At 69.6% G+C, this 24458-nt stretch carries 22 protein-coding genes and 1 other RNA gene; 6 read left to right on the forward strand and 17 right to left on the reverse strand.

The annotated features are described in order from the left end of the window. The first annotated feature begins 18 nt into the window (after positions 1-18). Complete coding sequence (locus ACZ6YV_RS40105; protein ID WP_465514620.1) at positions 19-753, forward strand: cache domain-containing protein; 735 nt, start codon at positions 19-21, stop codon at positions 751-753. Here the strand turns inward: ACZ6YV_RS40105 and ACZ6YV_RS40110 are convergent. After that, positions 737-2227 carry a PucR family transcriptional regulator gene (locus ACZ6YV_RS40110; RefSeq protein WP_465514621.1) on the reverse strand — a complete coding sequence of 497 codons (1491 nt, stop codon included), beginning with the start codon at positions 2225-2227 and terminating at the stop codon, positions 737-739. The genes ACZ6YV_RS40105 and ACZ6YV_RS40110 overlap by 17 nt on opposite strands. Before the next feature lie 109 nt (positions 2228-2336). On the opposite strand from ACZ6YV_RS40110, the gene gabT reads away from it, so the two are divergent. Together gabT and ACZ6YV_RS40120 are read left to right on the forward strand one after the other, a co-directional pair. Continuing rightward, the gene (gene gabT, locus ACZ6YV_RS40115; protein ID WP_465514622.1) at positions 2337-3668 is read left to right on the forward strand and encodes a 4-aminobutyrate--2-oxoglutarate transaminase; all 1332 of its coding nucleotides are present in this window, start codon (positions 2337-2339) and stop codon (positions 3666-3668) included. Continuing rightward, on the forward strand, positions 3665-5095 hold the full coding sequence (locus tag ACZ6YV_RS40120; protein ID WP_465514623.1) for an aldehyde dehydrogenase family protein: 1431 nt from the start codon (positions 3665-3667) through the stop codon (positions 5093-5095). The genes gabT and ACZ6YV_RS40120 overlap by 4 nt, the downstream gene beginning before the upstream one ends. Before the next feature lie 200 nt (positions 5096-5295). Here ACZ6YV_RS40120 and ACZ6YV_RS40125 read toward each other — a convergent pair whose 3' ends face one another. Continuing rightward, positions 5296-6057, reverse strand: a complete 762-nt coding sequence (locus tag ACZ6YV_RS40125; RefSeq protein WP_465514624.1) for a helical backbone metal receptor — start codon at positions 6055-6057, stop codon at positions 5296-5298. Beyond that, a complete protein-coding gene (locus ACZ6YV_RS40130) occupies positions 6054-7463 on the reverse strand; it encodes an RNB domain-containing ribonuclease (protein WP_465514692.1) in 1410 nt (469 codons plus the stop codon). The genes ACZ6YV_RS40125 and ACZ6YV_RS40130 overlap by 4 nt, the downstream gene beginning before the upstream one ends. 134 nt (positions 7464-7597) lie before the next feature. On the opposite strand from ACZ6YV_RS40130, the gene ACZ6YV_RS40135 reads away from it, so the two are divergent. Next, the gene (locus tag ACZ6YV_RS40135) at positions 7598-8563 is read left to right on the forward strand and encodes an ATP-binding protein (RefSeq protein WP_465514625.1); all 966 of its coding nucleotides are present in this window, start codon (positions 7598-7600) and stop codon (positions 8561-8563) included. Positions 8564-8660: 97 nt separating this feature from the next. Here the strand turns inward: ACZ6YV_RS40135 and ACZ6YV_RS40140 are convergent, their stop codons facing one another. The 14 genes from ACZ6YV_RS40140 to ACZ6YV_RS40205 form a co-directional block, all read right to left on the reverse strand. After that, complete coding sequence (locus ACZ6YV_RS40140) at positions 8661-8858, reverse strand: hypothetical protein (RefSeq protein ID WP_465514626.1); 198 nt, start codon at positions 8856-8858, stop codon at positions 8661-8663. A gap of 34 nt (positions 8859-8892) precedes the next feature. Further along, a complete protein-coding gene (locus tag ACZ6YV_RS40145; protein WP_465514627.1) occupies positions 8893-10188 on the reverse strand; it encodes a hypothetical protein in 1296 nt (431 codons plus the stop codon). Positions 10189-10290: 102 nt separating this feature from the next. Continuing rightward, positions 10291-11289, reverse strand: coding sequence for a C40 family peptidase (locus tag ACZ6YV_RS40150; protein ID WP_465514628.1), 999 nt, complete (start codon positions 11287-11289; stop codon positions 10291-10293). Positions 11290-11293: 4 nt separating this feature from the next. Continuing rightward, on the reverse strand, positions 11294-11890 hold the full coding sequence (locus ACZ6YV_RS40155; RefSeq protein ID WP_465514629.1) for a hypothetical protein: 597 nt from the start codon (positions 11888-11890) through the stop codon (positions 11294-11296). 3 nt (positions 11891-11893) lie between these two features. Next, complete coding sequence (locus tag ACZ6YV_RS40160; protein WP_465514630.1) at positions 11894-14062, reverse strand: magnesium transporter; 2169 nt, start codon at positions 14060-14062, stop codon at positions 11894-11896. Continuing rightward, on the reverse strand, positions 14059-17025 hold the full coding sequence (locus ACZ6YV_RS40165; protein WP_465514631.1) for an ATP-binding protein: 2967 nt from the start codon (positions 17023-17025) through the stop codon (positions 14059-14061). Before ACZ6YV_RS40165 ends, ACZ6YV_RS40160 begins: the two co-directional genes overlap by 4 nt. Positions 17026-17028: 3 nt before the next feature. Further along, the gene (locus ACZ6YV_RS40170; RefSeq protein ID WP_378240581.1) at positions 17029-17505 is read right to left on the reverse strand and encodes a hypothetical protein; all 477 of its coding nucleotides are present in this window, start codon (positions 17503-17505) and stop codon (positions 17029-17031) included. A gap of 13 nt (positions 17506-17518) precedes the next feature. Continuing rightward, on the reverse strand, positions 17519-17785 hold the full coding sequence (locus tag ACZ6YV_RS40175) for a hypothetical protein (protein ID WP_005166545.1): 267 nt from the start codon (positions 17783-17785) through the stop codon (positions 17519-17521). Positions 17786-18228: 443 nt separating this feature from the next. Continuing rightward, positions 18229-19092 carry an SCO6745 family protein gene (locus ACZ6YV_RS40180; protein WP_465514632.1) on the reverse strand — a complete coding sequence of 288 codons (864 nt, stop codon included), beginning with the start codon at positions 19090-19092 and terminating at the stop codon, positions 18229-18231. 506 nt (positions 19093-19598) lie between these two features. Further along, positions 19599-19997: RNase P RNA component class A (gene rnpB, locus ACZ6YV_RS40185), an RNA gene on the reverse strand. 14 nt (positions 19998-20011) lie between these two features. Beyond that, positions 20012-20581 carry a COG4315 family predicted lipoprotein gene (locus ACZ6YV_RS40190; RefSeq protein ID WP_465514633.1) on the reverse strand — a complete coding sequence of 190 codons (570 nt, stop codon included), beginning with the start codon at positions 20579-20581 and terminating at the stop codon, positions 20012-20014. Then, the gene (locus ACZ6YV_RS40195; RefSeq protein ID WP_465514634.1) at positions 20502-21785 is read right to left on the reverse strand and encodes an NAD(P)/FAD-dependent oxidoreductase; all 1284 of its coding nucleotides are present in this window, start codon (positions 21783-21785) and stop codon (positions 20502-20504) included. The genes ACZ6YV_RS40190 and ACZ6YV_RS40195 overlap by 80 nt, the downstream gene beginning before the upstream one ends. After that, entirely contained in the window at positions 21782-22591 is an 810-nt protein-coding gene (locus ACZ6YV_RS40200) for a ferredoxin (protein ID WP_465514635.1), read from the reverse strand. Before ACZ6YV_RS40200 ends, ACZ6YV_RS40195 begins: the two co-directional genes overlap by 4 nt. Continuing rightward, positions 22588-23238, reverse strand: coding sequence for a DUF4142 domain-containing protein (locus tag ACZ6YV_RS40205; RefSeq protein WP_465514636.1), 651 nt, complete (start codon positions 23236-23238; stop codon positions 22588-22590). The genes ACZ6YV_RS40200 and ACZ6YV_RS40205 overlap by 4 nt, the downstream gene beginning before the upstream one ends. Before the next feature lie 247 nt (positions 23239-23485). Here ACZ6YV_RS40205 and ACZ6YV_RS40210 point away from each other — a divergent pair, with 247 nt between their 5' ends. Both ACZ6YV_RS40210 and ACZ6YV_RS40215 read left to right on the forward strand, forming a co-directional pair. Next, positions 23486-24040, forward strand: coding sequence for a sigma-70 family RNA polymerase sigma factor (locus tag ACZ6YV_RS40210; RefSeq protein ID WP_465514693.1), 555 nt, complete (start codon positions 23486-23488; stop codon positions 24038-24040). A gap of 11 nt (positions 24041-24051) precedes the next feature. Continuing rightward, positions 24052-24450, forward strand: coding sequence for a zf-HC2 domain-containing protein (locus ACZ6YV_RS40215; protein WP_465514637.1), 399 nt, complete (start codon positions 24052-24054; stop codon positions 24448-24450). Positions 24451-24458 lie beyond the last annotated feature (8 nt).

A 24458-nucleotide genomic window follows, 5' to 3' on the forward strand; every position in this document is an offset into this window, starting at 1 on the left:
GCATCCGAGGTGAGCATCGTGAACGACACACCGTCCGCCGGTTCCGAGGTCGTCGAACAGGTATCCGCCCTGGTCGAGGACGTCTTCGGCAGACTGAAGCCGGTTCTGGCCGGCGCCGAGGGACTCTTGGCCGCATCGGCCGATGTCACCGCCGAAGACCTGCCCCGGCTCCGGCCGCTGGTCTTCGACGTCCTCGGCGGCCTGGTCGTCGGCGCCGGCTTCATCAGCGCGCCGAACGCGCTGGCCGATCAGGAATTCGGCTTCGAATGGTGGACCGAGACCGGCGACGTCGAACCGGTGCAACTGGTCATCAGTCTCGACCCGGACAGCGAAAACTTCCTCGACTACACCCGTCAGTCGTGGTTCACCGTCCCGCGCGACACCGGCCGCCGCCACATCAACGGCCCGTACGTCGACTATCTCTGCACCGACGAGTACACGCTGACCTTCACCGTTCCCGTGCGGCGCGGCGGGGAGTTCGCGGGGGTCGTCGGCGCGGACATCTACGTGCGCGAGGTCGAACGCCTGCTGCAGCCGAAACTGCGCGCGCTCGGCGGCCGCGCGGCGCTGGTCAACGCCCAGGGCCGGGTGATCGTGTCGAACAACGCGCGCCAGGCCACCGGTTCGCTGGTGCGCGCCGTCGACGTCCCGGCATGGTGGTCTTCCGGCGCGGAACCGGTCACGACGGAGACCGGCACCCACCTGCGGCGCTGCGGGGACTCGCCGATCGCCTTGGTCAGGGCCGAGCGCTGACCTGCAGCGCGAGCCAGAATTCGGCGCGCACCCCGGGGGAATCGAGGTCGCGGCCGGTCAGCTCGGCGACCTTACGCACGCGGTTACGCAAGGTGTGCCGGTGGACGCCGAGCCGCGCGGACGCCAGATCCCAGTGACCGTGGTGTTCGAGCCAGCAGGTCAGTGAGGCGACCAGTTCACCCCGGCCGGTTTCGTCGTGTTGCCGCAGCGGCGCCAGCAGGCTGTCCGAAAACGCTTGCGCGGCTTGGGAATCGACCAGCCCGAGGAAACCGCGTCCGGCGTGTTCGGCGAACCGGACCAGCGGGGATCGCTCGGCCTTCGCCGCTTCGGCCGCCTGCTTCGCCTGCCGCAGCGCCTCCGGAAAATCCACTGTGGACACCGGATCGGAGAGCCCGGCGTGCAGCCCGCCGAGCCGGGAAGCCTGCCGGACGACCGCTTCCACGTCCCCGAGCGCGACCACGAACGCGCCGGACTCACCGAAGAACACCTTCTCCCCGGACACCTCGGCATCGAGAGTTTCGGCAAACGACCTTCGCGCGCCCGCCGGACCGGTGACGGCCAGAACGGACCACGGCGCTTCCGGGACGCCGCCCCAGAGTGACTTCATCGTTCGCGTGGCGAGTTCGATGTGCCCTGCGGCGAGCAGGTCGCACAGACCCGACCGCAGCCGCCGCAGCGCGACGATGTGCTCCCGGTTCTGTTCCAGCGCAAGGGAAAGCAACGAAACCGCGGTGTTGACGATGTGCTGCCCCGCCGCATCGAGCGGCTCGCGGGTGCCGACCACGAGCACGCCACGCGCGCGGGTGTCGAGCGTCTGCAGGACGACCTCATACTCCCCCTCCTGCCCGTCCTCCCCCACCGCCGTCACCAGGGTGCCCGCGCGCAGCCGCGCGAGGTCTTCCCGGATCTCGTCGGCGAAAGGCCGCGCGGACGCCTGCGAGGCCTCGGTGACCACTCCCGCCGAATCGAGCAGGAGCACCCAGCCGTCGACCAGCTTCGCCAGTTTGCGCACCACCCCGCCGGGACCGCCCTTGCCGACGGCGGTCCTGGTCAGTTCCTGCTGCCCCTTGCCGGTGCGCACGAGCGAGGCGTACTCGTCAGCGGCGACCGCCCGGGAGACCGCGCGCGTGATCGCGATGAACGGCGTCTTCCTCGGCACCTCGAACACCGGGAGACCGACCACTTCGGCGGTGTCCACAAGGGACTGAGGGATGCTCTCGTGACTGAGGCCGACACCGAAGCCGAGCCCCGCCACGCCCGCGTCCACGAGCCGCCGGATGTACCCGGGCGACGTGGTCTCGTCGAGGGCGAGGCCGGTGGTCAGCAGCAGCTCGCCGCCTTCGAGGAAGGCCTGCGGATCGGTCAGTTCGGTGGGGTGGACCCAGCCGATCGGCCTGTCGAGCCCGCCTTCGGCCGCACGCACGCGGAGGCCGAGTGAGCGTTCGGCCGCGAGAGCGCGGAGCGTCAGTGCCATGTTGTCCAATTCTACGCCTCGATATGGACAGAATGTCGAGCTGACGCGGACCGGTCAGGCTCCCATCCTGGAGGGCGACCCCGTCCCTCGCGTCCGCAGGAGTTTGGCCGTGACCGTCACCACCGAGACCCAGCGCAGGCTGCGCACCGAAATCCCCGGCCCCGCCTCGCGCGCCCTGCAGGAACGACGCGCGGCCGTCGTCGCCGCGGGTGTGAGTTCGGTGCTGCCTGTCTACGTCACCTCGGCCGAAGGCGGCCTGCTCACCGACGCCGACGGCAACGTCCTGATCGACTTCGGCTCCGGCATCGCGGTGACCAACGTCGGCCACGCCGCCCCCGCCGTCGTGGACCGCGTCCGCGACCAGGTCGGCCTGTTCACGCACACGTGTTTCATGGTCACGCCGTACGAGGGCTACGTCGAGGTGTGCGAAGCGCTCGACAAGCTCACTCCGGGCACCCACGAGAAGCGTTCGGTGCTGTTCAACTCCGGCGCCGAGGCCGTCGAGAACGCGGTGAAGATCGCCCGCGCCGCGACAGGCTGCCAGGCGGTCGTCGTGTTCGACCACGCCTACCACGGCCGCACCAACCTGACGATGGCGCTGACCGCGAAGTCCATCCCGTACAAGCACGGTTTCGGGCCGTTCGCGCCCGAGGTCTACCGGGTGCCGGGGTCGTACCCGTACCGCGACGGCCTGTCCGGCCCCGAAGCGGCGCGGATCGCCATCGACCGCATCGAGAAGCAGATCGGCGGCGACCAGGTCGCGGCCGTCGTGCTGGAGCCGGTGCAGGGTGAGGGCGGGTTCATCGAGCCCGCGCCCGGTTTCCTGCCCGCGCTTTCCCGGTGGTGCACCGAGAACGGCGTCGTGTTCGTCGCGGACGAGGTCCAGACCGGGTTCTGCCGCACCGGCGAGTGGTTCGCGTCCACGCACGAAGAGGTCGTGCCCGACCTGATCGCCACCGCGAAGGGCATCGCCGGCGGCCTGCCCCTGGCAGCCGTCACCGGCCGCGCGGAACTGCTCGACGCCGTCGGTCCGGGCGGGCTCGGCGGGACCTACGGCGGCAACCCGATCGCGTGCGCCGCGGCGCTCGGCTCGATCGAGGTCATGCGGCAGGAGAACCTCGCCGCGTCGGCGAAGCGCATCGAGAACGCGGTACTGCCGCGGCTGCGTGCGCTGGCCGAGGAGACCGGCGTGATCGGCGACGTCCGCGGTCGCGGCGCGATGCTGGCCGCCGAGTTCGTGAAGCCGGGCACCACCGAACCCGACGCGGATCTGACCAAGCGGATCGCGCAGGCCTGTCACCAGGCCGGTGTCGTCGTCCTCACCTGCGGCACCTACGGCAACGTCGTCCGCCTGCTGCCGCCGCTGTCCCTGTCCACCGAACTGCTCGACGAGGGCCTCTCGGTCCTGGAGCACGCTGTCCGTACGGAGGCCGTCAAGTGAGCACCTTTCCTTTCTGGGTAGCCGGAAAACCGGTCACCGGCGGCGAGACCGTCGTCGTCCGCCACTCCTTCGACGGAAGCGAGGCGGGCTCGCACCACGTTCCGTCCACTTCGGACATCGAGACAGCGGTCCAGGCCGCACACGACGTCTCCGGCGAGTACGCGACGCTCCCCGCACACGTCCGGGCGAGCGCGTTGGACCACGTGTCCCGAGTTCTGGGTGAGCGGTCCGAAGAGATCGCGCAGCTGATCACCGCCGAGTCCGGCAAGCCGCTGAAGTGGTCGCGCGGCGAGGTCGGGCGCGCCGCGTCGACGTTCCGCTGGGCCGCCGAGGAAGCCCGCCGGTTCTCCGGTGACCTGCAGCGGCTCGACACCGACCCGGGCGGCACCGGACGGCTCGCGCTGGTGCGCCGCGTGCCGAAGGGCCCGGTGCTGGGCATCACGCCGTTCAACTTCCCGCTGAACCTGGTGGCACACAAGGTGGCGCCCGCGATCGCGGTCGGCGCGCCGATCGTGCTCAAGCCCGCGCCCGCGACGCCGCTGACCGCCCTGCTGCTCGGCGAGATCCTCGCCGAGACCGGCCTGCCTGCCGGGAGCTGGTCGATCCTTCCGGTGAGCAACGAGGAATCGGCCAAGCTGGTCGCCGACCCGCGCCTGCCGGTCGTGTCGTTCACCGGTTCCGTGCCGGTGGGCTGGGGCATCCGCGACAGCGTGCCGCGCAAGCACGTCGCGCTCGAACTCGGCGGCAACGCGGCGGTGCTCGTCTGTCCTGATTGGACGGATCTGGACTTCGCGGCGCAGCGGATCGCGACCTTCGCGATGTACCAGGCGGGCCAGTCGTGCATCTCGGTGCAGCGTGTGTACGCGCACGCCCACATCTACGAGGAGCTTCAGGCGAAGGTGCTGGAGCAGGTGCGCGCGCTCGGGACCGGCAACCCGCGGACGGACGGCGTGGACGTCGGGCCGCTGATCAACACCGCCGCCGCATCCCGGGTGGAGTCGTGGATCGCCTCGGCCGTCGAGGCGGGCGGCGAGCTGCTGACCGGCGGCAAGCGCGACGGCGCGACCGTCGAGCCGACCGTGCTCGCGAATGTTCCCGAGGACGCGTCGGTGATGGCCGACGAGGTCTTCGGGCCGGTCGTGTCGATCACGAAGGTGGAGTCGGTGGAGGACGGCGTGCGCCGGATCAACGACTCGCGCTTCGGGCTGCAGGCGGGCGTGTTCACGCGCGACCTGCCGACGGCGTTCGACGTGTCCGCGAAGCTGCGCGTCGGCGGGGTGCTCGTCGGCGACGTGCCGAGCTTCCGCGCCGACCAGATGCCCTACGGCGGCGTGAAGGACTCCGGCGTCGGCCGCGAGGGCCCGGCTTCGGCGATGGCGGACTTCACGGAGGAACGCGTCACCGTCCTGACCGGCCTGACCCTCTGAGCGCCCGCATCTAGTCCTCTGGATGCGTGATGCACGGGCTGGAGGTGTGTCGCGAAAGCCACTTTCGGGACGTCTGATGTCCTGAAAGTGGCTTTCGCGACGCCTTCCCGAGGAGCACGCGCCACGGCAGGCACCGCTGGGGTGCCTCGCTCCGCGTTTCGTCCTCTGGATGCGGTAGTGCGTCAGGTGAACTACCGCATTCAGAGGACTAAACGCGTGAGGTGGGAGTGCGCTTCGACCAGCGAAGGGCCGTACCAGGTCAGGTGACGGCCTGAGACCAGGACGTACTTCGCGCCGGGGAACGCTTCGGGGCCGTCGTCCGCGGTGAACTCGTAGGGCTCGTCGGGCAAGACGAGCAGGTTCGCGTCTTCGGCCGCGAAGCGCGCCTGGAGCTCTTCGAGCTTCGGGCGCGGGTACCGCTCTTCGTCGTCCGCGTAGGCGTTGCCGATCCCGACGCGACGCAGGACGTCGCCGCCGAAGGTGTCCCGGCCGAGCACGATCCACGGCTTCCGCCACACCGGCACGACCGCCCGGAACCGCTCCGGCAGGGTTTCCCGCCAGACCTCTTCGGCCTCGACCAGCCAGTCCGGCTCGGCGAGGTCGTAGGCCTGCGTCAGGATCCGCCGGATCGAGGCGAGCGCGCCGGGCACCGTCGCCGACGCCTCCATCACCCAGACCGGAATCCCGTTGGCGCGCAGGCGTTCCACGTCCTCCGGCCGATTCTCCTCGGAGTTGGCCAGCACCAGATCCGGTGCGAGTTCGAGCACTTTGTCCACGCTCGGATACTTCGAACCCCCTACCCTCGGGGCGTCCAGGTCGACCGGATGGGTGCAGTAGTCCGTGGCACCCGCGAGCCTGCCCGGGGCGCTCACCTCGACGGCCTCGGTCAGCGACGGCACGAGCGAGACCACCCGCGCCGCCGGCGCGCGCAGCGGGACCACTTCACCGAGGTCGTCGATCATGCCCGCTCGAAAGACAGTTTCCGCTTGGTGACGTCCACCGCGGTGAGCCGGACGCGGATCCGTTCGCCTTCGGGGAGTTTCTCGCCGGTGCATTTGGACATCACCGGCGGATCCTCGACCAGGATCTCGGCCTTGGTCTCCTCCGCGCGCAGCACGATCGCGCCGAACTCGCCGCCGATGTGCTCGGCCATCACCCAGACCTCGACCTGGTCGATGCAGGCTCGTTCGACCTTGGCGGCCAGCGTGTCGGACGCGGTCATCTGCTCCGGCACCTCCGCGAGCGCCACGCGCACCCACGCGGGCACCTCACGGCCGGCGCTCACGGCGAGGCAGATCTCGGTGGCGAACCGGTCGACCAGCCGCCGGATCGGCGCGGTGACGTGCGCATACGCGCCGCCGATCCCGGCGTGCGTGGTCAGGGCGGGCAGTTCGCCGTCGAAAGCGGTGTACCCGGCACCACGCAAAAGCCTTGTGGTGTCGGCGAAAAGTGCCATGGATGCGGGCTGGCCGGGGTCGAGCGCGGCCAGGAACTCCGACACGCTCTTGCCCTCGGGCCAGTCGATGTTCAGCGCCTGCGCGGATCGGCCCAGCCATTCGATCGCCTCCGCGTCGGGCTGGGGCAGCGTGCGCAGGACACCGATCCCGGCCGCGATCATGATCTTGGCCGCGGCCATTCCGGTGAGCAGCGAGATCTCGGCGTTCCACGCGTCGACGTCGTTGCGCGGCCGCTGGATCAGCGCCCAGCCGCCGTCGGGGTCGCCGCTGATCTCCTGCTCCGGCAGCTGCAGTTCGACAGCGCCGCGCCGGATCGCGAGTTCGCGGCGCAGGCGGCCCAGTTCCGGCAGCGCGGCGACCGACGGATGCGGGTCGCCCGCGTCGATCGAGGCCTGGACGGTCTCGTAGTCGAACTGCTCGGTGGACCGGACCAAGGCCCGGCGGACGCTGGTCGCCGTCGGCTCGCCGCCCGCGTCGACGTCGATGGTCCAGAGCACCGCGGGCCGGGTCTCCCCCGGCAGCAGACTCGCCGCGCCTTCGGACAGCACCGGCGGGTGCAGCGGGACGTTCCCGTCGGGAAGGTAGAGCGTCTGCCCGCGGCGCCGCGCCTCCTTGTCGAGCGCGCCACCCGGCGGGATGAACGCGGCCAGATCGGCGATCGCGTAGTGGACCCGGAACCCGCCGCCCTCGACGCGCTCGATCAGCACCGCCTGGTCGAGGTCCTTGGAACCGGGCGGATCGATGGTGACGAAGGGCAGACCGGTGGCGTCCTCGCGTTCCCCCGCCGATTCGAGCGGGTCGACGACCGCCGCCTCCGCCTCGGCGAGCACGTCGGGCCCGAACGACTCCGGCAGCGAGAACTCGGCTCGCAGGTGACCGAAGTCCCCTCCGGCCGCGTGTGTCCTGATCACGAGTGGAGGCACCACCCAACCCTATCCCGATCCGACCCGGTTGATCGCCCGTTCGGGTGCGGGCCGGTCGGGTGTACGTTACCGACCGAAATGAAAACCGATACCCTTTTCAAAACGACAGGAAGGTCCGTGGCGTGAAGATCGCGTTCGTCGGGAAGGGCGGCAGTGGCAAGACCACGCTGGCGTCGCTGTTCACCGCGTACCTGGCCGGCGGCGGGAAACCGGTACTGGCGATCGACGCGGACATCAATCAGCACCTCGCCGTCGCGCTCGGCGCGAGCGAGGAAGAGGCCATCGCGTGGCCGACGCTGGGCGACAACATGGGCCTGATCAAGGAGTACCTGCGCGGTGACAACCCGCGGATCGCCGACGCGGCCTCGATGATCAAGACGACCCCGCCGGGACGCGGGTCGCGGCTGGTCCGGCCGTTCGAGGACAACCCGATCTTCCAAGCGTGCTTCCGCGAGTTCGGCGGCGTGCGGCTCGGCGTCACCGGGCAGTTCGACGAGGACGACCTCGGCGTCGCCTGCTACCACTCGAAGGTCGGCGCGGCGGAGCTGTTGCTGAACCACATGATCGACGACGCGGGCGAGTACGTCGTCATGGACATGACCGCCGGCGCCGACGCGTTCGCGTCCGGCCTCTTCACGCGGTTCGACGTGACTTTCCTGGTGTGCGAGCCGACAGTGCGCAGCGTCGGCGTGTACCGGCAGTACGCCGACTACGCGCGGGACTTCGGAGTGCGGCTGGTCGTCGTGGGCAACAAGGTGACCGAGGCCGAGGACATCGACTTCCTGCGCGAGGAGGTCGGCGAAGCGCTGCTGGGCTGGATGGAGAACTCGCGGCACGTCCGCGCCGCCGAACGCGGCCGCGCGCGCCCGATCGGCGAACTCGAGGCGCACAACCTCGGGACGCTGGGCTCGATGCTCGCGACCGTCGACTCCGAGCAGCGCGACTGGGCCCGCTATCAGCGTCAGGGCGTCGAGTTCCATCTCCGCAACGCGCGGGCATGGGGCAGCGGACGGGCCGGGGAGGACCTCACGGCTCAGGTGGACCCGGAGTTCGCGCTCGGTCCGGCACTGGCCGGGCAAGACGCCTGACCTGCGGTTCTTCGCGCGAGGAGAGCAGGGGACCTTTGCTGTCGTTCGTTAGCGCACTAACGAACGAGAGCAAAGGTCCCCTGCTCCCTTCCGCAGGTCAGTCGCTGTTCCACTTGGCGTCTTCGGCGTCGGCCTGCCGCGTACGTTCCTTGGCGATGTCCAGGGCACGCCTGGCCGTCGCCTCGTCCGGGTACGGGCCGAGGAGGTCGATGCTCCGGCCTCGTTCCAGGTGCTCGACCTGGTTCGTCTTGGTGTTGAAGTACCAGCCCTGATCCGGGTTCGGGTCGCTCGACATACGTCCAGCGTGACATCACCCGGACGTTCTGTCATCACTTGCGATAGCGGTACGGGATCTCCGTGGGATCACCGGTCGGACCGAACTCGCCGCCCGCGGGCTGATCCAGCTTCGAGCTTTCCGGCACGTTCTCGCCGAGTTCGTCGAACCAACCCCGGCCCATCGGAATGCCTCGTGGCGGGGTGGGAAGGTCCGGCGAGACGGGGATGCCCTGCGGCGGCGAAGCGGGCGGCACCGGCTGCGGCAAGGGACCCGAAGGCGGCCCTGTCACCGGAGGGGTGACGGAAGGCATCGCGGACGACGGCGGACTCGTGGCGGGTGGCGGGCTCGCGGGCTGGGTCGGCTCGGCCTGGGGCGGCGTGACGGACCGCGTTTCCGGCGTGGCCGGAGGCGGGGTCACCGGCGGCGGCTGGCTCCCCGCGGGAGGCCGCGTCCTACTGGGCTGTGGCAGTGGCGGCAGCGCGGGAGGCGCGGCGGGCGGAGGCCCTTGGTGGGGCGCGGGTGGCTGAGACGCAGGCTCCTGGGAGGCGGGTGCCTGAGCCGCGGGTGCTTGCGGCGCGGACGCCTGAGGCCCGGGCGATTGCGGCGCGGGTGCCTGGGGCGCGGCCGAGCCACCCGGCGGCGGCCCGGCAGGCGGGGCAGCGGGTGAGGACGAGGGTGGGACAGCAGGTGCGGCAGAGGGCGGTGCGGCAGGCGGCCCGGCGGGCGGGGTGACCGTGCGCCACACCGGCGCGGGCCCGATGTTCATCGCCGCCGGAGCGCGCGGCGGCGGCTGCTGCGGTTGCGGCGGTTGCGGCTGCTGCCCGGGCGCGGGCGGCGCGGCCTGCGAAGGCGGCGGAGGTGCCTGACGCTGCGCGGGCTTCGGGATCGGGTCGAGGCACGAGACGAGCACCGTGGTGTTCGCCGGGTCGTCGATCTTCCGGCCGCTGCGCTCGCGGTAGATCATCTCGCCTTCGGTGTCCATCTCGACCAGGTAGCCGGCCTCCGCCAGCTGCTCCTCGTCGAGGTCGACGAGCTTTTCGTAGCGTGACGGGACGACCCGGTACACCGGCCAGGCGAGGTGGGCGTTCTCGTGGTGGAACTGGGCCAGCAGGGCGGCCATCTGCTGCTGCCAGGGCAGCGACATCCCCTCGGCCAGCGAACGCGGCAACACGACGTAACCGGGCTCGACCCCCGGCCAGCCCTGGTTCAGCTGATCCGCCAGCGGCGTGCTCGACGCCGGCCGGGCAGCCTGCCGCGCGGGCTGTGCGGTACCGAAAAGATCGCGGGGATCGACCTCCGGGCCGCCTCCCGTCGCGGGCTTGCCTCGCCTTCCGAATTTCCGTGCCACGTTCTTCATCCTCTGCCAGTGTGCGGCCGCTTGCCGGTGGACAGGCCGCCACTTCGGGTGAATCCGATGGTCTCGCGATCGCGATACCACGCTGTCACCATGCTAAACGCCAGGACGGACCGCCTGCGCGACCACTTCGGCCTCGTCGAAGGAGAAGTCGCGGATGTGCACCGGCACCCCGGTCTGCTGCGCCTCGACGATCTTGCCCTCGCCCAGGTACATCATCACGTGGTGGATGGTCGCCGGGTTCGACGGGACGGTGGCCAGGAACAGCAGGTCACCCGGCTGCGCCTGACGGACCGGCAGCATCGCGCCCGCCTTGTACTGGTCGCGGGAAACCCGCGGGAGGATGATCCCCGCCGACTCGTAGGCCCGCAACATCAGCCCGGAACAGTCGTAGCTGTTCGGTCCGGTGGCGCCCCAGATGTAGGGCTTGCCCTGCTCGCCGAGGGCGAACTTGATGGCCGACGCGGCGGCCTGGCTCGGCGGCACCACACTGCCCACGCTCGTCCCGCAGCCGACGACGTCGACGATCTGGCCCTCGTTCTGCACGAGGAGGGCCGCCATCGGCTCCCAGCTGTGGTACCGGTCGGGGAAGCCGGAGCGCTCCACCCGCTGCGCGGCGTCACCGGGACGCATGTTCTCCCAGTCCTGCACCGCGAGCAGCACGTCGAAGAACTTGTTGACCTGGTACGGCGGGTCGGTGACCTGCGCGACGGTGCCCCAGCCCATCGACGGCCGCATCTGGAAGATGCCGAGCGAGTCGCGGTCGCCGTGGGTCAGGTTCCGCAGCTTGGACTCGGTCATCCCGGCCTGGATCGCCACCTGCCACGCGCGCGGGGACAGCGTCCGCTGCTTGCCGATCGAGATGATCAGCCCGACGATCCCCTTCTGTTCTTCGTCGAGTTTGCTGATGTCGGAAGAACCGCGATCGGTCTGACCGGGCAGGGTCGGCCCGATCGACGCGTCGCAGGAGGTCTTGATGACGCTGCCCGCCTGGGCCTCCATGTGGTCGGTCACCACCTTGGTGACCGTGCTCGTCGTGACCACCGCGGCGAAGACCGCGGCGATCAGCACGCCGACGATGATCCCGATCTTCATCGGGTCAGCCCGCTTGCGTGAACTTGGTGACTCGCCACCCGAAGTTCAGCTTGATGACGGTGACCCGGACCTTGGGCCCGTCCGTCGGGACGTCGACCTCCATCGACCCGGCGAAGGAGGTCGAGACCTGCGGCTCCCCGGTCACCTTGGTCGCGGTGATGTTCGCGGGTTCCACCGTGGTCAGTTCCCCGGCCAGGTATTCCTCGGTGGTGTACGGCCGCAAGCCGTTCAGCCACTGCTCGGTCGTCGTGCCGTCCGGATGGTTCGCCCATGCCGTCACCCATTCCTTGGCGACCCTGACACCGCTCTGGTCAGGGGGCGCGGAGGACGGCGGCGGCTGGGTGGTCAGCCTCGGCGGCAACGTCGAAGTCACGGTCACCGGCGCGGCGGCGCCGGGACGCGACGTGGAGGTCGCCGAAGTACCCGGCCCGGACGCCGTCTGCCCCGGTTTCCCGAGGGCCTTGGGCAGCAGGATGCCCAGCGTGGTGAGTACCACCGCGAGGACGACCAGCGTGCCGACGAGGTGGCGGGGCGAGCGCAGCGGCCAGCCCCACAGTCTGCGGTAGACCGCGGTGCGCCCGCGGTTGGTCCGGATCGGCATGGGTCACCGGCCCACTGCGTGGTCTGTGTCCCGGACTTCCTCGCGGACCTCGAGCCCGCGCGAAGGCCGGTACAGCACGAAGACCGGCTTGCCCGCGACGACTTCGGGGTCGACGCGGCGGGGCCGCGGTGTCGACGGTCCCGCTTGCACCGGCACGGCACCCGAGTAGTCGGGCGTGGTGTAGCCGCCACCCGCGGAGTTCATCCGCGACGGCACCACGACCGGCTCCGGTTCGTCGTTCCAGCGCCGGTCGGCGACCGGCGAGGTGTCCACCCGGCGGCTCGGGATCTGGACAGGGCTCCGCCCACCGGAGGTGAACATGGAGTCGCCCGGACCACCCGCGGCCGGGTTGTACTGGCCGAACACCGGCACGCCTGGGCCGCCACCGGCGGGGAGCGCGGGCAGGCCGCCACCACCACCGCCGACCGCGCCGGGCCACGGCGCTCCCGACCAGGCCGCCGCGGGCCGGATCGCGCCGGAACCGTTGTCGAGCCGCTGGGAGCTGGCGAAGATCGTCGCCTCGGGCCGGAACCGGCCGCCGCCGATCGTCGCGCCCACGGGACCGCGGAGGTCGCCGTCGACGACGTCGTCGGTGTCGCGGACGTTCTGCCAGAACGCGTCCTGCGGGGTCTGCTCGTTGTTCTTCTTGCGGAAGCGGGAAAAGAGCCCGCCGCGTGGTGACGGCACCGCGCCGCCGACCATGCCGACGGACATCTCGACCATCTGCCACAGCCGCCGCACGGGACGGCCGACCATGAACAACAGCACGGTGATGATTCCCGCGAGCACCATCTTCGTCAGCAAGGACAGCGAGTTCCCCGCGGTGAAGATCGCCTCCAGCAGGAGGGTGTGCACGCCGGCCAGCACCGAGAGCACCATGAGGTTGAAGGCGACCGCGCCGAGCACCTTGAGGATCCGCTGCATGATCTGCGGCTGGAGCAGCGCGATCAGGCCGATCAGCGGAGCCGTCAGGACGAAGATCCTGATCAGCACCTGCGCGAGCAGGACCGTGGCCTTGGCCAGCAGCTGGAACAGCGAGTAGACGATTCCCTGGCCGAGGGAAAGGAAACCGGCGCCGACGCGGCTGCCGTCCTCACCCGTGAAATAGCCGGTCGCCGGGCCGAGTTTGGTGGAGATGTCCTTGAACGCCGCCTTCTTGGAGTCCACCAGCGCGGTGTCGGCGTCGCCGCCCTGCTGGATCTGACCCCAGGTGAAAGCACGCGCGTCCAGCAAGGGCGGGCCGTACTGGAGCGCCTGCGGCGAGTCCGGGCTGCCGAACTCTCCCCGGAGCCAGTTGTCGTAGACGACCCGGCAATGCAGTTCGGTCGGGACCCGGTCCCACGGCTGGCGGGCGGCCACCGCCTCCGGGGTCGCCTGGCACGGCTGCGCCGAGGGTGGCGGCGGTGTCGTCGGCGGCGGGGTCTTGGCCTCGTCGATGAAGCCGGCCTGGATGTTGGTGGTGGTCTGCACGATCGCGTTGTCGATCGGATCGAGGAACCGCAGGAGCGCCAGGGACGACGCGGCCAGCCAGACCGCGGCCAGCCCGTACAGCGCCCGTTTGCTGACCGCCGCGAGATCGCCGCGCCAGATGTTGCGGAACAACATGATCGACATGATCAGCGCGGCCAGGCCGAACAACTGGGCGTAGATGTTGTTGTAGACCTTCTCCGCCCCGGCCTTGACGGCGTTGTACAGCGGGCTGAGCAGGCTGCCCTGCAACACGGTGTAGTGCAGCGAGTTCGTGGCACCGACGAGGTTCTTGCCGATGTTGAACAGCTGGTTGCCCGCCCAGGTGTCGATCGTCGAGTTGGGCGAGGTGATGCCCGCCAGCGGGCCGCAGTCGGTTTCGAAGGTGTCCCAGACGTGGCCGGCGTACCCGTAGACGTTGTACGGGCTGCCGCCTTCACCGCGAGCGGTCGCGGGCGGATCGAGCGCGCCGACCATGCCCGCGCCGGGCCGTTCCGGGTTCGGCGCCTCACCGCAGGCCGCGGCCGACGCCGCCGGAGCGGTCGCCACGGCCTGCAGACCCAGGATCAGCATGACGACGAACATCGTCGCGCGGCGGCTGGGTCTGGTCTTGCCCGGCCGCGGCCCCTCTTTCAGGCGGCGGCGCAGCGCGTGCCAGCCGGCCGCGAACGCGAGCACGAACGCCAGTGTCATCACCGTGTTCATGCGGCATCCCTGCCGGTGCCACCCTTGCCGGCGCGCGCGTGTTGCTCGCCTTGGCTCCCGTTCCCGTTATGTCCGTTTTGGACAGCGCCTTGCACTTCTCCGGTTTCGGCCGCCAACGGGTCCGGGGCGCCGAGCATCTGATCATCGGTGAGACCGACCTCGAGTTCGGCCGCGAGCTCGAGGTCCTCTTCGAGCTCGAAGTCGTCCTCCGGCGGCACCGGGACGTACTGTTTCTCCTCCGGGACGGCCAGGTCGTTGCCCGGCTTGGCCGATTTGGCCGATTTGGCGTCGGGTGAACCCGGCGTGGTGTCCATGACCCGGCGCAGGTGCTCCAGGTGCGGCCCGGAGAAGTCGACGCGGATCCGCTCCACGCCGCCGGCACCGTCACCGAAGATGAACTGCCGCGGTTCGACGTCGCGCTGGAGATCGCGGGACGAGCCGGGCCGCCTGCCCAGCGCGGCGACGACCTGTTCGTAGCCGACGCCGACCGGGACCTTGAGCAGGCGCAGCGCGTCGGCCTGGGCGTCGTCATCGTCGAGCCGTCCGACGAACACCGAGTCCAGCAGCGCCACGAAACCCTGGATCTTCAGGAAGTCCGCGGGGATCTGCGAGGAGAGCAGCACCCGGACGTTCCACTTACGCGAGTCACGCGCGAAGCGGTTCATCAGGACGCGGCCCGTCGGGACCTCGGAGAGGAAGAACGCCTCGTCGATCCAGACGCCCTTGCGCAGTTCCTTCGGCTTCTCGTACACCGACCGCTGCGTCAGCCACGCGGCGAGGTTCAACATCTCGACGCCGAGGGATTCCGCGTCCGTCCAGTACTCGCGCGGGACGCCGTCCTTGGGCAGGGTCAGCCCCGCCATGGTCAGCACGGTCATCCTGTCGTCGCGGGTCTCGGCGTACGGGTCCGCGTCGGTCTCCGGGATGAGCAGCGCCATCCGCTCGCGCATCTCGTCGAGGAAGTCCGCGACGACGACGGCGTGCTCATGGTGCTCGCTGGAGTCCCGCCGCAGCGCGTCGATGACCTGGCCGGGGTCGGCTTCGAACCGGCCGCCGACCGCGCGGACGGCGCGCAGCAGCACGATCCGGGTCTGCGCCATCCGCGAGACCTCGTAGGGCAGGACGCCGGTGAGGACGTCGAGCACGAGACGACGCCGGGTCGCGCCCGCGAGGGCCTTCTCCCGCCGCCACGACCGCTCGGGGTCGTCCTCGTCCATGAAGTGCTCGATCTGCGGCTCGGCGACCACCCGGTACGGGTTGAGGATGCCGGGCTGCGCGTTGAGCAGGTTGATGTTCCGCGCGTACGGCCGCAGCTCGGGCAGGTCGCACAGCCGCGACAGCGGACCGGACGGGTCGAGGATCGTCCAGTGCGCGCCCGCGCGGAGCGTCTTGTAGACGATGCCGCCGCCGAGGAACGACTTGCCGCCACCGAGGCCGGCGACCATCGCCGTCAGGCCGGAGCCGTCGCGGATCTCCTGCGCCATCCACGGGTCCCAGGCCACCGGGCGCCGGGTCGCCGTCACGGTCTCGCCGAGCAGGATGCCGCGGCGGTCACCCACCTCGGCCGTCGCCGTCGGCACCGACGAGGACGCCCACACGACCGAACCGCGGCGCATGTACGCCGCCGAGGCCAGTGGCTCGCCGGGGATGAACTCCCGAGCCAGCGCGTACTGGGCCTCAGGATGCTCGACGGCGATCTTCGGCTTGTAGAGGTCGAGAAGCTGCTGGGCCAGGCGCAGCGCGTCGCGCTCCGTCGGCCCGGACACCGCCAGCCGCCACCACGAACGGACACGGGTGGCCAGCGCGGTGAAGCCCGACGTCATCTCGTCGTCGATCTCCAGCACCCGGCCCGCCTGGCGCGCCAGCGACTGCGGCGGCTCCAGCTCGTGCTCGTCGGTGTAGTGCTTGACCTGCGAACGCACCTTGTTCATCTGGCGCTGCAGCTCACCGGCGACCTCTTCGGGGCGCCGGACGTAGATCCGCGCGGACACCTCGACCGCGGCGGGCAGCCGGTCCGCGTGCTGGATCCACGGGTCGTCGACCTCGGGGATCTGCAGGCCGTGCATCTGGCCGACGGTGAGGACCGCGAGATGCCGCGAGACCCCGGCGTTCGAGCCGGTGCGGCCGCGCACGGTGACCGTCGGCGCGTAGGGCTCGGCGTGGAAGTCCGCCGCGTCGGTGAAACTGGCGAGGTCTTCGGGCTCCCAGGCGGCGCCCGGGACCGCGGGCATGTTGCGCGGCGCGGGCAGGCCCAGCGAGCACGACCGGTGCATCAGCCAGGACATCTCCTCGGCGTGCACCGGGCGGCCTTCGAGCCCGGCCGAGCCGATCACCTGGTCGAGATGTTCGACCTCGGAGTCGAGCGCGGCCAGTTCGGCGTCGACGGCCTCGGGCAGGATCTTGCGCAGCACCGGGGCGGCACTCTCGACCGCGCGGTCGATCATCCGCCGGGTCTGCACCTGGACGCCGAGATAGACCTCTTTTTCGGCCATCGAACGGCCCATCAGCTGCTGCTGCTCGCCGATGAGGTAGTCGTCGAAGGACTGCGCGCCCGGGACGTCCTTGGGACGGCCGACGGCGTTGTGCACGTGGGCCTCGGCCCACATGCGGATCGGGTACGGCCGGTTGGTCACGCGCAGGTGCAGCCAGCGGCCCTGGAGCTCCGCGTACTGCCCGGCGATGGCCGCGATCAGGTCACGGCGCTGCGAGTCCGACCGGAACGACCAGCGCTGCGGCGCGAGCCGGTACCAGGCGTAGACCTCGTACCCGGTGCGCAACAGGTGCCCGTCGATGCTTCGCGCCGCGATGGACGGGGTATAGGTGGGTATGGCCGCCTCACCGGGCAGCCGCCTCCCTTTGCCGGCCTTCTTGGGCTGCGCGGAGCGGACCTGCTGGGGCGGGTTCCAGGCCCCTTGCTGCAGGTCACGATCACGTTTTCCTCGGCTTCCGCCGCGACCGAACAACGACTACCTCCCGGCCTGAGCCGCAGGACGGCTCCGACGCGCTCGTGGTGTTCCCTGAGCTCCGGCGCCGCCGCCGTAGCCGTCGTACTGGTACTGCCGTCTCCTGCGGTGCTTCGGTAGCGGGCGGCTCGCCCGTACCCGGACGCGGGACGCGCTGGCCGCGCCACCCGTGCCCGTGGTCCGTTCTCTTGGTGTGTTGAGCTCTTTCGCCGCCATCGCGGTCACGGCGCCCAGCGGGCGCTCGTGGCTGATCTTGGCCGTGATCAACCGGGTGATCACAATTGTGGCGACGAAAGCCCAGGCGGTCGAGAAGAACCCGAAGCTCCACCCTGCCCACCGTTCGGTGGTGAGCACGAGCAGGAAGACCGGGATACCGACGAGCCACGCGACGTAGCGGGCTCTCCAGGGAAAAGTCGCTTTCGGCGGGCCGAGCCACACGGCATCGACCCGGTAAACCTCGTCATCGGTGCGGATACGCAACGCGGGCCCTGCCTCAGCCCGTGAAGAGGCCGGCGATCCACTGGCCCACGTTGACTCCGGCACCACTCACCGCGAGGCCGATGATCGCGAGCGCGATCACGACACCGGCGAGACGGCGCATGACACCCGCGTTGTCCCCCTTGCCACCGCCGAGCCACAGCAGGAGAAGGGCGACGGCCAGCAGCACCAGAGGGATGATGTTGTCGATCAGCCAGGTGCGGACGTTGCCGGTGCCGAGCTCGCCGGCGGCCAGCGTGTCGAGGGTGGTCAAGGTCATCATCGCATTACTCCCGGTGCGCGGAGAGGGGGTTCGCGCGGTTCTGGCTCGGTGGTGCTTCGAACATCATGGCGTCACGAGGCGTAGCGGTCAAAGCGCGCTCTGTTGATATCGATATGTCTACCGATCACAGAGCGAGGCACAGCACCACGACCATCCTCGGTCTCCATCATCGTTGCAAGGGTCGTCAGGATTAACCCCGGACACCCGTATTTCGCAGTGCGCAGTCGAAAACACCCGGCTTAGCCGCGCCTTGCTCACTGTGAGTACGGGTCGACCGCGGAAAATCCGGCCGCGACCAGTGTGACATGACTCGTTCGGTGGCTTCTCATGAGTCCGCTGGGTGAGCACGCATTCGACAAAAATCATCGGTGCCGATCAAGCGAAAGTCACACGTCCGTTACCCAAAGCGAAATCCGGACCCGCATTTTCACTACATAGCGTGATTATCGGCCCGTAGAGAACACATTCGCGGGAAAAGCGCCCGCTTCGACGGCCTGACGGCTCAAAGGCCCGCACAGTTCGTGAAGCCGTTTCGTCTTTTCCTCGCCGAGGTGCTCCCAAGGCCCTGTCGACGCCTCGTTCGTAGCGGCTTCGATGCGCTCGCGAAGATCGTTTCCGGCCTCGGTCAGACCGCCCTCGGCGTCGAGGATTCCCCTGTCACGGAGCTTGGCGACCGCGCCGCCCCACTGCTCGTCGCTCCAGCCGCGGGACGCCTTGGCCGCCTCGGCGAGGAAGCCCTTGCCGGTGGCGGTATGCGTGACAAGAGCGGAGAGGCCGTCGAGACCGTTGAGGACCAGCGCGGCGATATGCCCGTCACCGCGGTGCTCACGCAACAGGGTGATGGCGTGCCACAGGACGAGATGCGGCTCGCTCGGCCAGCCGAGGTCCGCGTGCCCGGCGTAGAGCGCCCGGCCGTCGACCTGACAGCCTCCGGTCGCCTCACGAGCGAGTTCGGCCGCCTCGGCGACCTCCTCGGAGCCGAGGGTCTCCTTGCCGAGCAGCCTGGTCAGCGCCGCGTCGACGGCCTCGAAACGGGCCTCGATGATCTTTTCGGGAGTGGCCAGCGTCCACGCGCGCGGGATGTAGCGGGCGACCAGTTCGGGATTGAAGTTGTAGAACGTCGCCGCGACCACGCCCGGGCTCACCGCGCCCATCGGCGCCGCGCGGCCCGCGAAGTAGGTCATGCGCCCCGGCCGGAGACCTGCGCCGGTGAGCGCGGCTTCCGTCTCGGGTGCGAAGTAGGTAAAGGAATGCAGTACGTCGAACGTCCCGCGGAACCGTCCCGTGACCCGACTCGCTTCGCCCATGAAGGCACCCTACCGGCAAGTAGCGAGGGGGCGCAGCGTCCGAAGGGGCTGCGGTGGGAGTGGCTGCGGCGGGAGCGGGGGACCTTTGGTATCGCCTCCCCTGATCCGGCGGCCGCGGGAGCGGGGGACCTTTGCTATCGCCCCGCCGGTCGGCTGCAGGTGGGCGGCGGTCCGGAAGGTGTGAAGGTCGAGTTTCCTCGACTGAGCCGAGGGAAGGGGGCCTTCACGCGGCATCGCCGGGATCGGTGGGGCTGCTGAGGCTGGAGGTGCTGATGTGGGCGAGTGAGGGGAACTTTGAGGGACCCTGGGTCCCTCAAAGAGTCCTTCACCTTTGAAGTACGTGAAGGACCCCTTCACTGCGCTAGGCGCAATGAAGGACCCCTTCATGTACTCGGCCATTGGTGCCCAAATGTCATGAAAGGGGCGTTCAGGACGAATTTCGTCCTGAACGCCCCTTTCATGACACACCCCACGCGACGCGAGAGCGCGCGTGAAGAAAGAAGTAACGGACGAGTCGGCGTGTAAGCCGGATCCTGTCCTCGCCCCGCCTTGCGGCTGGGCGAGTGGCGGCCATCCATCTAGGCCCGCCGTTGCCGGCGGGCTCGAGCGGCCTACCCGCAGGCTCGGGCGGGCAGCCCTCGATCGCCTGCGCAGGAGCCTCGCGGCTCCCTCTTGACCTTGCTCCGGGTGGGGTTTACCTAGCCGTCCTGGTCACCCAGGACGCTGGTGGTCTCTTACACCACCGTTTCACCCTTACCTCCGCCCGCGAAGCGTGCGGAGGCGGTCTGTTTTCTGTGGCACTGTCCCGCGGGTCGCCCCGGGTTGCCGTTAACAACCACCCTGCCCTGTGGAGTCCGGACTTTCCTCGAACCGGTCTCCCGGCTCGCGGCCGCCCTGCCGACTCGTCCGTCGGCGAATCCTACTGCACGGGCGCGGGCAGGCAGTTCAGGTTGCGCTGCCCGTCGGGTTTGACGACAAACCACAGATGGTCGGTGCCTTGTCCGGTCCATTCGCCGGGGCGCGCGTTGGCGAACTTGTAGAGCGGCCAGCCCGCCAAAGTCACCTGTTCGGTGCCTTCGGGCCGCCTGATCGTGTCGACGAGAGCCGGGTCGATCCCGGTCACCGACGGCGTGCCGGTGGTCGCGACGGGGATCCACACCTCGGCGCAGTCCCCGAGGCATGCCGAGCGGGCCTTGTGCGGGTTGTCGCGTTCGTACCGGAAGAGGACGGCGCCGGTCTCGTCGAGGATGGCTTGCCCCATCCGTGTCATGTAGACGGCGGTGAGCTGCGTGCCGGACGGCGGGTCCGCCGGAGTGCTGGACCGCGGGGTGCCGGGCGGCGGGACACGCGGGCTGGGGAGGGCTTCGGTGACCGGAGCCCTCGCCGTCAGCGCCACCTGGTCCCCCGGATCAGCCGCCTGCCACCACATCGCGGCGCCCACGACGAGCACCGCGATGACGACGAGCATGGTCAACCGCGATCGGCGCATCAGGCGTCTCCGTTTCTCCCGGGTGGCTGACGGGGTTCTGCTCCGCGATCTCGTTGGTCCAGTGCAGGACGGCGGAAGGGCTGTCGAGGCCGACGACGCCGACCAGGCGTCCCTTGCGGACGAAGCCGGTGACGGGCCTTTCGCCGCCGACGGGCGAGGCGAGCGCGACGGTGTCGGTGCCGAGCTTCGGGATGCCGCCCGCCTGGATGCGCATGCCGTGCTGTTCGGACCAGAACCGCGGCACCGGCGCGAACGGCCGCGCGGCCTGCGGGCCGGCGAGGAGGTTCTCCGCGGCCGCCCGGCCCATCTCGACGGCGTTGAGCCAGTGTTCGACCCGTCTCGGTGTTTCGTCGAAACGCAGGTTCGGCCACTGCGCGACATCGCCGGCGGCGACGATGGTGCTCATCCCCAGCACGTGGCAGGTGGGCGAGCAGACGACGCCGTCGTCGAGCGGCAGCTTGGCACCGCGCAGCCACGAGATCGACGGCACGGTCCCGACGGCCACGACGACGCAGGACACGTCCAGGATCCAGCCGTCGGACGAGCGCAGCCGCAGGCCGTTCGCCGTGGTCTGCCAGTTCTCGATGGACGCGCCCAGCGCCAGCCGCACCCCCCGCGACCGGTGCAGCGCCGAGAGTTTCTGCCCGATGTGCTTGCCGACGACCTCGCCGAGTAGATGCGCCGACCGGCCGATGACGGTGACCTCACGGCCCGTCTCGCGCAGGCTCGCGGCGACCTCGCAGCCGATGAACCCGCTGCCCAGCACCGCGACCGGCCCGTGGTCGGCGGCGAGGTTGTCGCGCAGTTCGGCGGCGTCGGCCAAGGTCCGGACGACGACCACGCGCGGATGTCCGTGCGGGACACCGGAAAGCCGCCGCGGTTCGACGCCGCTGGCGATGACGAGCCCGTCGTAGCGCAGTTCCTCCGCCCCGGGCAGATGGACGATCTGGCGGCCCGGTCGCAGATGCGTGGCCGGGGTGTTGAACCGCCATTCGGCGTCGATCTCGTCGAGCCGGGCGAGCGCCATCTCCGCCGGATCCGTGCCGCCGGTCAGCAGCTGTTTGGACAACGCCGGCCGGTGATAGGGCAGGCCCGGCTCGTTGCCGACGATCACCAGTTCGCCGTCGAAACGCAGTTCTCGCAACCGTTCCGCGCAGCGCAGCCCCGCCAGTCCGCCACCGACGACGACGATCCGTTCGCTCATTGTCCTGCCCCTTGCAGTCGGATGGCTCGCATCGGACAGGCCCGGGCCGCGGCCTGGACCAGCGGCACCTGTTTGGTGCCCGGTTTGCGGAGATAGCGCAGCTGGCCGTCCCCGGTGAGCTGGAAGACCTGCGGCGCTTCCGCCTGGCAGATGGCGTAGCGGTGGCATTTCTTGACGTCGACGGAGATCCGGACCGGTTCGGCGCGGCCGGTTTCGCCGTCGAGCAGCCCGAGGCGGACCAGGACCCGCGGCGGGAGCACCCGGAGCACGGTGAGCACGACGGCGGGGGTGAGCACGGTGATCCCGCCGAGCCAGACGGTCGCGAGATTCCCGTTGGCGGCCGCGCCGAGCCAGGAGTGGATCGCCAGCAGGCCGACCGAGAGATAGCCGAGCTGGTGGAACCGCTTCCGCCCGTGGCTGATCGCCCCACGGCCCAGCGCGGCGGTGACCGCGACGGCGACGAACAGTTCCAGCCCAGCGACACCCGCCGCGTGCCGTGCGAACCCGCCGCCGGCGAACGGGATCAGCAGCGCGAGCAGCCCGAACGAGTCGTCGTCGAGGAAGAGATAGGACAGGCCGTGGACGACTCCGGTGGCGAGGCTGAACACCGCGAGCACGACGTGACCTCCGCGCAACGCCTCGTGACCGGTGACGCGCCTGATCCAGCCGGTGGCGCTCAGCACGCCCCACGCCAGCGTCAGGCACAGCGTGACGTAGGCGAACCGGGCCGAAAGCGTGGCGATGTCCCGCACTCCGCCGTCGTGCGGCGACGGGGCCGTGACGACAGCCAGGAGCGCGGCCGTCATGCACGCCTGCCCGGGGCGCCGAGAACCCGTACGAGCCCGAAGGTCGCTCCCCCGGCGAGCCCCGCCATGAGTACGCCGAAAACGATGTCGCCGCCGCCGAGTTCGTTGCCGCCGGCAGGGCTGACCGTCAAGGACGTCGTCTCGGCGATGCCGGTGCTTTCGAGCAGGGTCATATGCCGCATGACGGTGTCGACGGCGGTCTGCGCGAAGGAGCGCATCGCGTCGTCGCGGGTGGCGGCCCGGACCTGAGAGGCGAGACCGAAGATGCTCCCGTGCGCGGCACGGGCACGGTTGACGTAGAGGCGGTCGAAGCCGGGACCGACGGCGGCGGCGATCTCGTCCGACCAGGACCGCTGCTCTTCGGTGGGTTCGCCGGGAAGTTCGACACGGACCTTCGAAGCGAGTTCACGGACCTGGGCGTCGAGGCGGTCATGGTCGTCGGCGAGTTTGCGGCCGACCTCCCGCACGCGCTGCCCGCTCCCGCGCTGCTCCGCCTGACGTCCGATCGGACCTTCCCACAGGCAGGCCTGCCGTACTCGCACGAGCAGTTCCCGATCATGGGAGTCGATTTCCGCGAAGGCACGATCGGGCGTTCCCAGCCATATCGCCAGGCAGGCGATCACCACGCCGAGCAGTCGATAGATCATGTCACCCGTCCCCGTCTTCAAAGTGCCTCACTGGAAGTACGGCGAACCGGAGCGGCCGGTTCGATCTCTGGCCACCACCTCAGTGTGATGTGCATCACACGACACATTTAGAACCGTTTATCGACGGCATACGTACCGGGGCAACTAATAGTAAATAGAGCACTACTGCACATGGCCCACGGCGATAGTCTGCGCTACGGTGTACGAACCTGTGAAATCCTCCGTCGCCGGGGAGGTCGCAACTCTTATGGAAGCTGTGGGCAGAGGATGTCAGTTCGGCCGCGAGCATCAGGTGAACGAGATGCCTGACGAGCTGATTTCTTTGCTGTACAAGGATTTCAGGGAGACTCTGTTCAGTCAGGTAATGTACCTGACCGGCCATGATCAACAATGGACCGAGGATGTCGTCCAGGAAACACTGATCCGCGCGTGGCAGCATTCCGACACGTTGAACCGCGAGCCGGGAATGTTGCGCGGCTGGCTGCTCACGGTCGCCCGGCGGATCGTGATCGACGGCTGGCGAAACCGGCGTGCCCGACCGCAGGAGGTCGAGCTGGACAGTTCCGAAAACGCCGAAATAGCGGACCAGACCGATCGGTCACTGTCCGCGCTCGTCATTTCCGAGGCGTTACGATATTTGGACAGCAAATATCAGGCGGTCATCTACGAGACGTATCTGACCGGGCATACGGTCCGGGAGGCGGCGGTGATATTGGGAATCCCGGAGGGAACGGTCAAATCACGGCTGTACGCGGCGATGAAGACATTGCGACGGTCGTTAGGAGAGCTGGGTTCGCGATGATGAAGCGAAAGGTGAAACACACCGATGCGGCGGCGTACGTACTCGGTGTGCTCGACCAAGCCGAGGCTTACGCCTTCGAAAGGCATTTGAAGGGCTGCGGGCGCTGCGGGCGCCAGGTCGCGGAATTCACGTCGGTGGAAGACGCGCTGGCGAAGGCCGATCTACGCTACCTGTCCCCCGGTGCCACCGTCGTCGTCCGGCGCTGCGGCAGGCCGTCGATGATCATGGCCAACCTCGTGGTGGTCCTGCTGGCCTGCGTCGTGGCGGCCCTGATGTCGTCACAACGGTCGTCCGGCCGGCATCGGCGGGTCTCGTCGGATACGGACATCCTGTCCCCGGCTCCCCTCGACGACGTGCCGGTCCATGGCTCCGACCAGCGATTACTCCCGCTACCGCTTATGTTCAAGTAGTCTGCCGC

Source organism: Amycolatopsis sp. NPDC102522 (genome assembly GCF_055584485.1).

What these genes read in the sequence shown, in the direction of transcription:
- ACZ6YV_RS40210 (WP_465514693.1), top strand. Translation starts at nt 23,486, where the DNA reads ATGGAAGCTGTGGGCAGAGGATGTCAGTTCGGCCGCGAGCATCAGGTG.
- ACZ6YV_RS40200 (WP_465514635.1), bottom strand. Translation starts at nt 22,591, where the DNA reads ATGACGGCCGCGCTCCTGGCTGTCGTCACGGCCCCGTCGCCGCACGAC.
- ACZ6YV_RS40205 (WP_465514636.1), bottom strand. Translation starts at nt 23,238, where the DNA reads ATGATCTATCGACTGCTCGGCGTGGTGATCGCCTGCCTGGCGATATGG.
- ACZ6YV_RS40160 (WP_465514630.1), bottom strand. Translation starts at nt 14,062, where the DNA reads ATGAACACGGTGATGACACTGGCGTTCGTGCTCGCGTTCGCGGCCGGC.
- ACZ6YV_RS40150 (WP_465514628.1), bottom strand. Translation starts at nt 11,289, where the DNA reads ATGAAGATCGGGATCATCGTCGGCGTGCTGATCGCCGCGGTCTTCGCC.
- ACZ6YV_RS40155 (WP_465514629.1), bottom strand. Translation starts at nt 11,890, where the DNA reads ATGCCGATCCGGACCAACCGCGGGCGCACCGCGGTCTACCGCAGACTG.
- ACZ6YV_RS40125 (WP_465514624.1), bottom strand. Translation starts at nt 6,057, where the DNA reads ATGATCGACGACCTCGGTGAAGTGGTCCCGCTGCGCGCGCCGGCGGCG.
- ACZ6YV_RS40180 (WP_465514632.1), bottom strand. Translation starts at nt 19,092, where the DNA reads ATGGGCGAAGCGAGTCGGGTCACGGGACGGTTCCGCGGGACGTTCGAC.
- ACZ6YV_RS40140 (WP_465514626.1), bottom strand. Translation starts at nt 8,858, where the DNA reads ATGTCGAGCGACCCGAACCCGGATCAGGGCTGGTACTTCAACACCAAG.
- ACZ6YV_RS40190 (WP_465514633.1), bottom strand. Translation starts at nt 20,581, where the DNA reads ATGCGCCGATCGCGGTTGACCATGCTCGTCGTCATCGCGGTGCTCGTC.
- ACZ6YV_RS40110 (WP_465514621.1), bottom strand. Translation starts at nt 2,227, where the DNA reads ATGGCACTGACGCTCCGCGCTCTCGCGGCCGAACGCTCACTCGGCCTC.
- ACZ6YV_RS40175 (WP_005166545.1), bottom strand. Translation starts at nt 17,785, where the DNA reads ATGATGACCTTGACCACCCTCGACACGCTGGCCGCCGGCGAGCTCGGC.
- ACZ6YV_RS40195 (WP_465514634.1), bottom strand. Translation starts at nt 21,785, where the DNA reads ATGAGCGAACGGATCGTCGTCGTCGGTGGCGGACTGGCGGGGCTGCGC.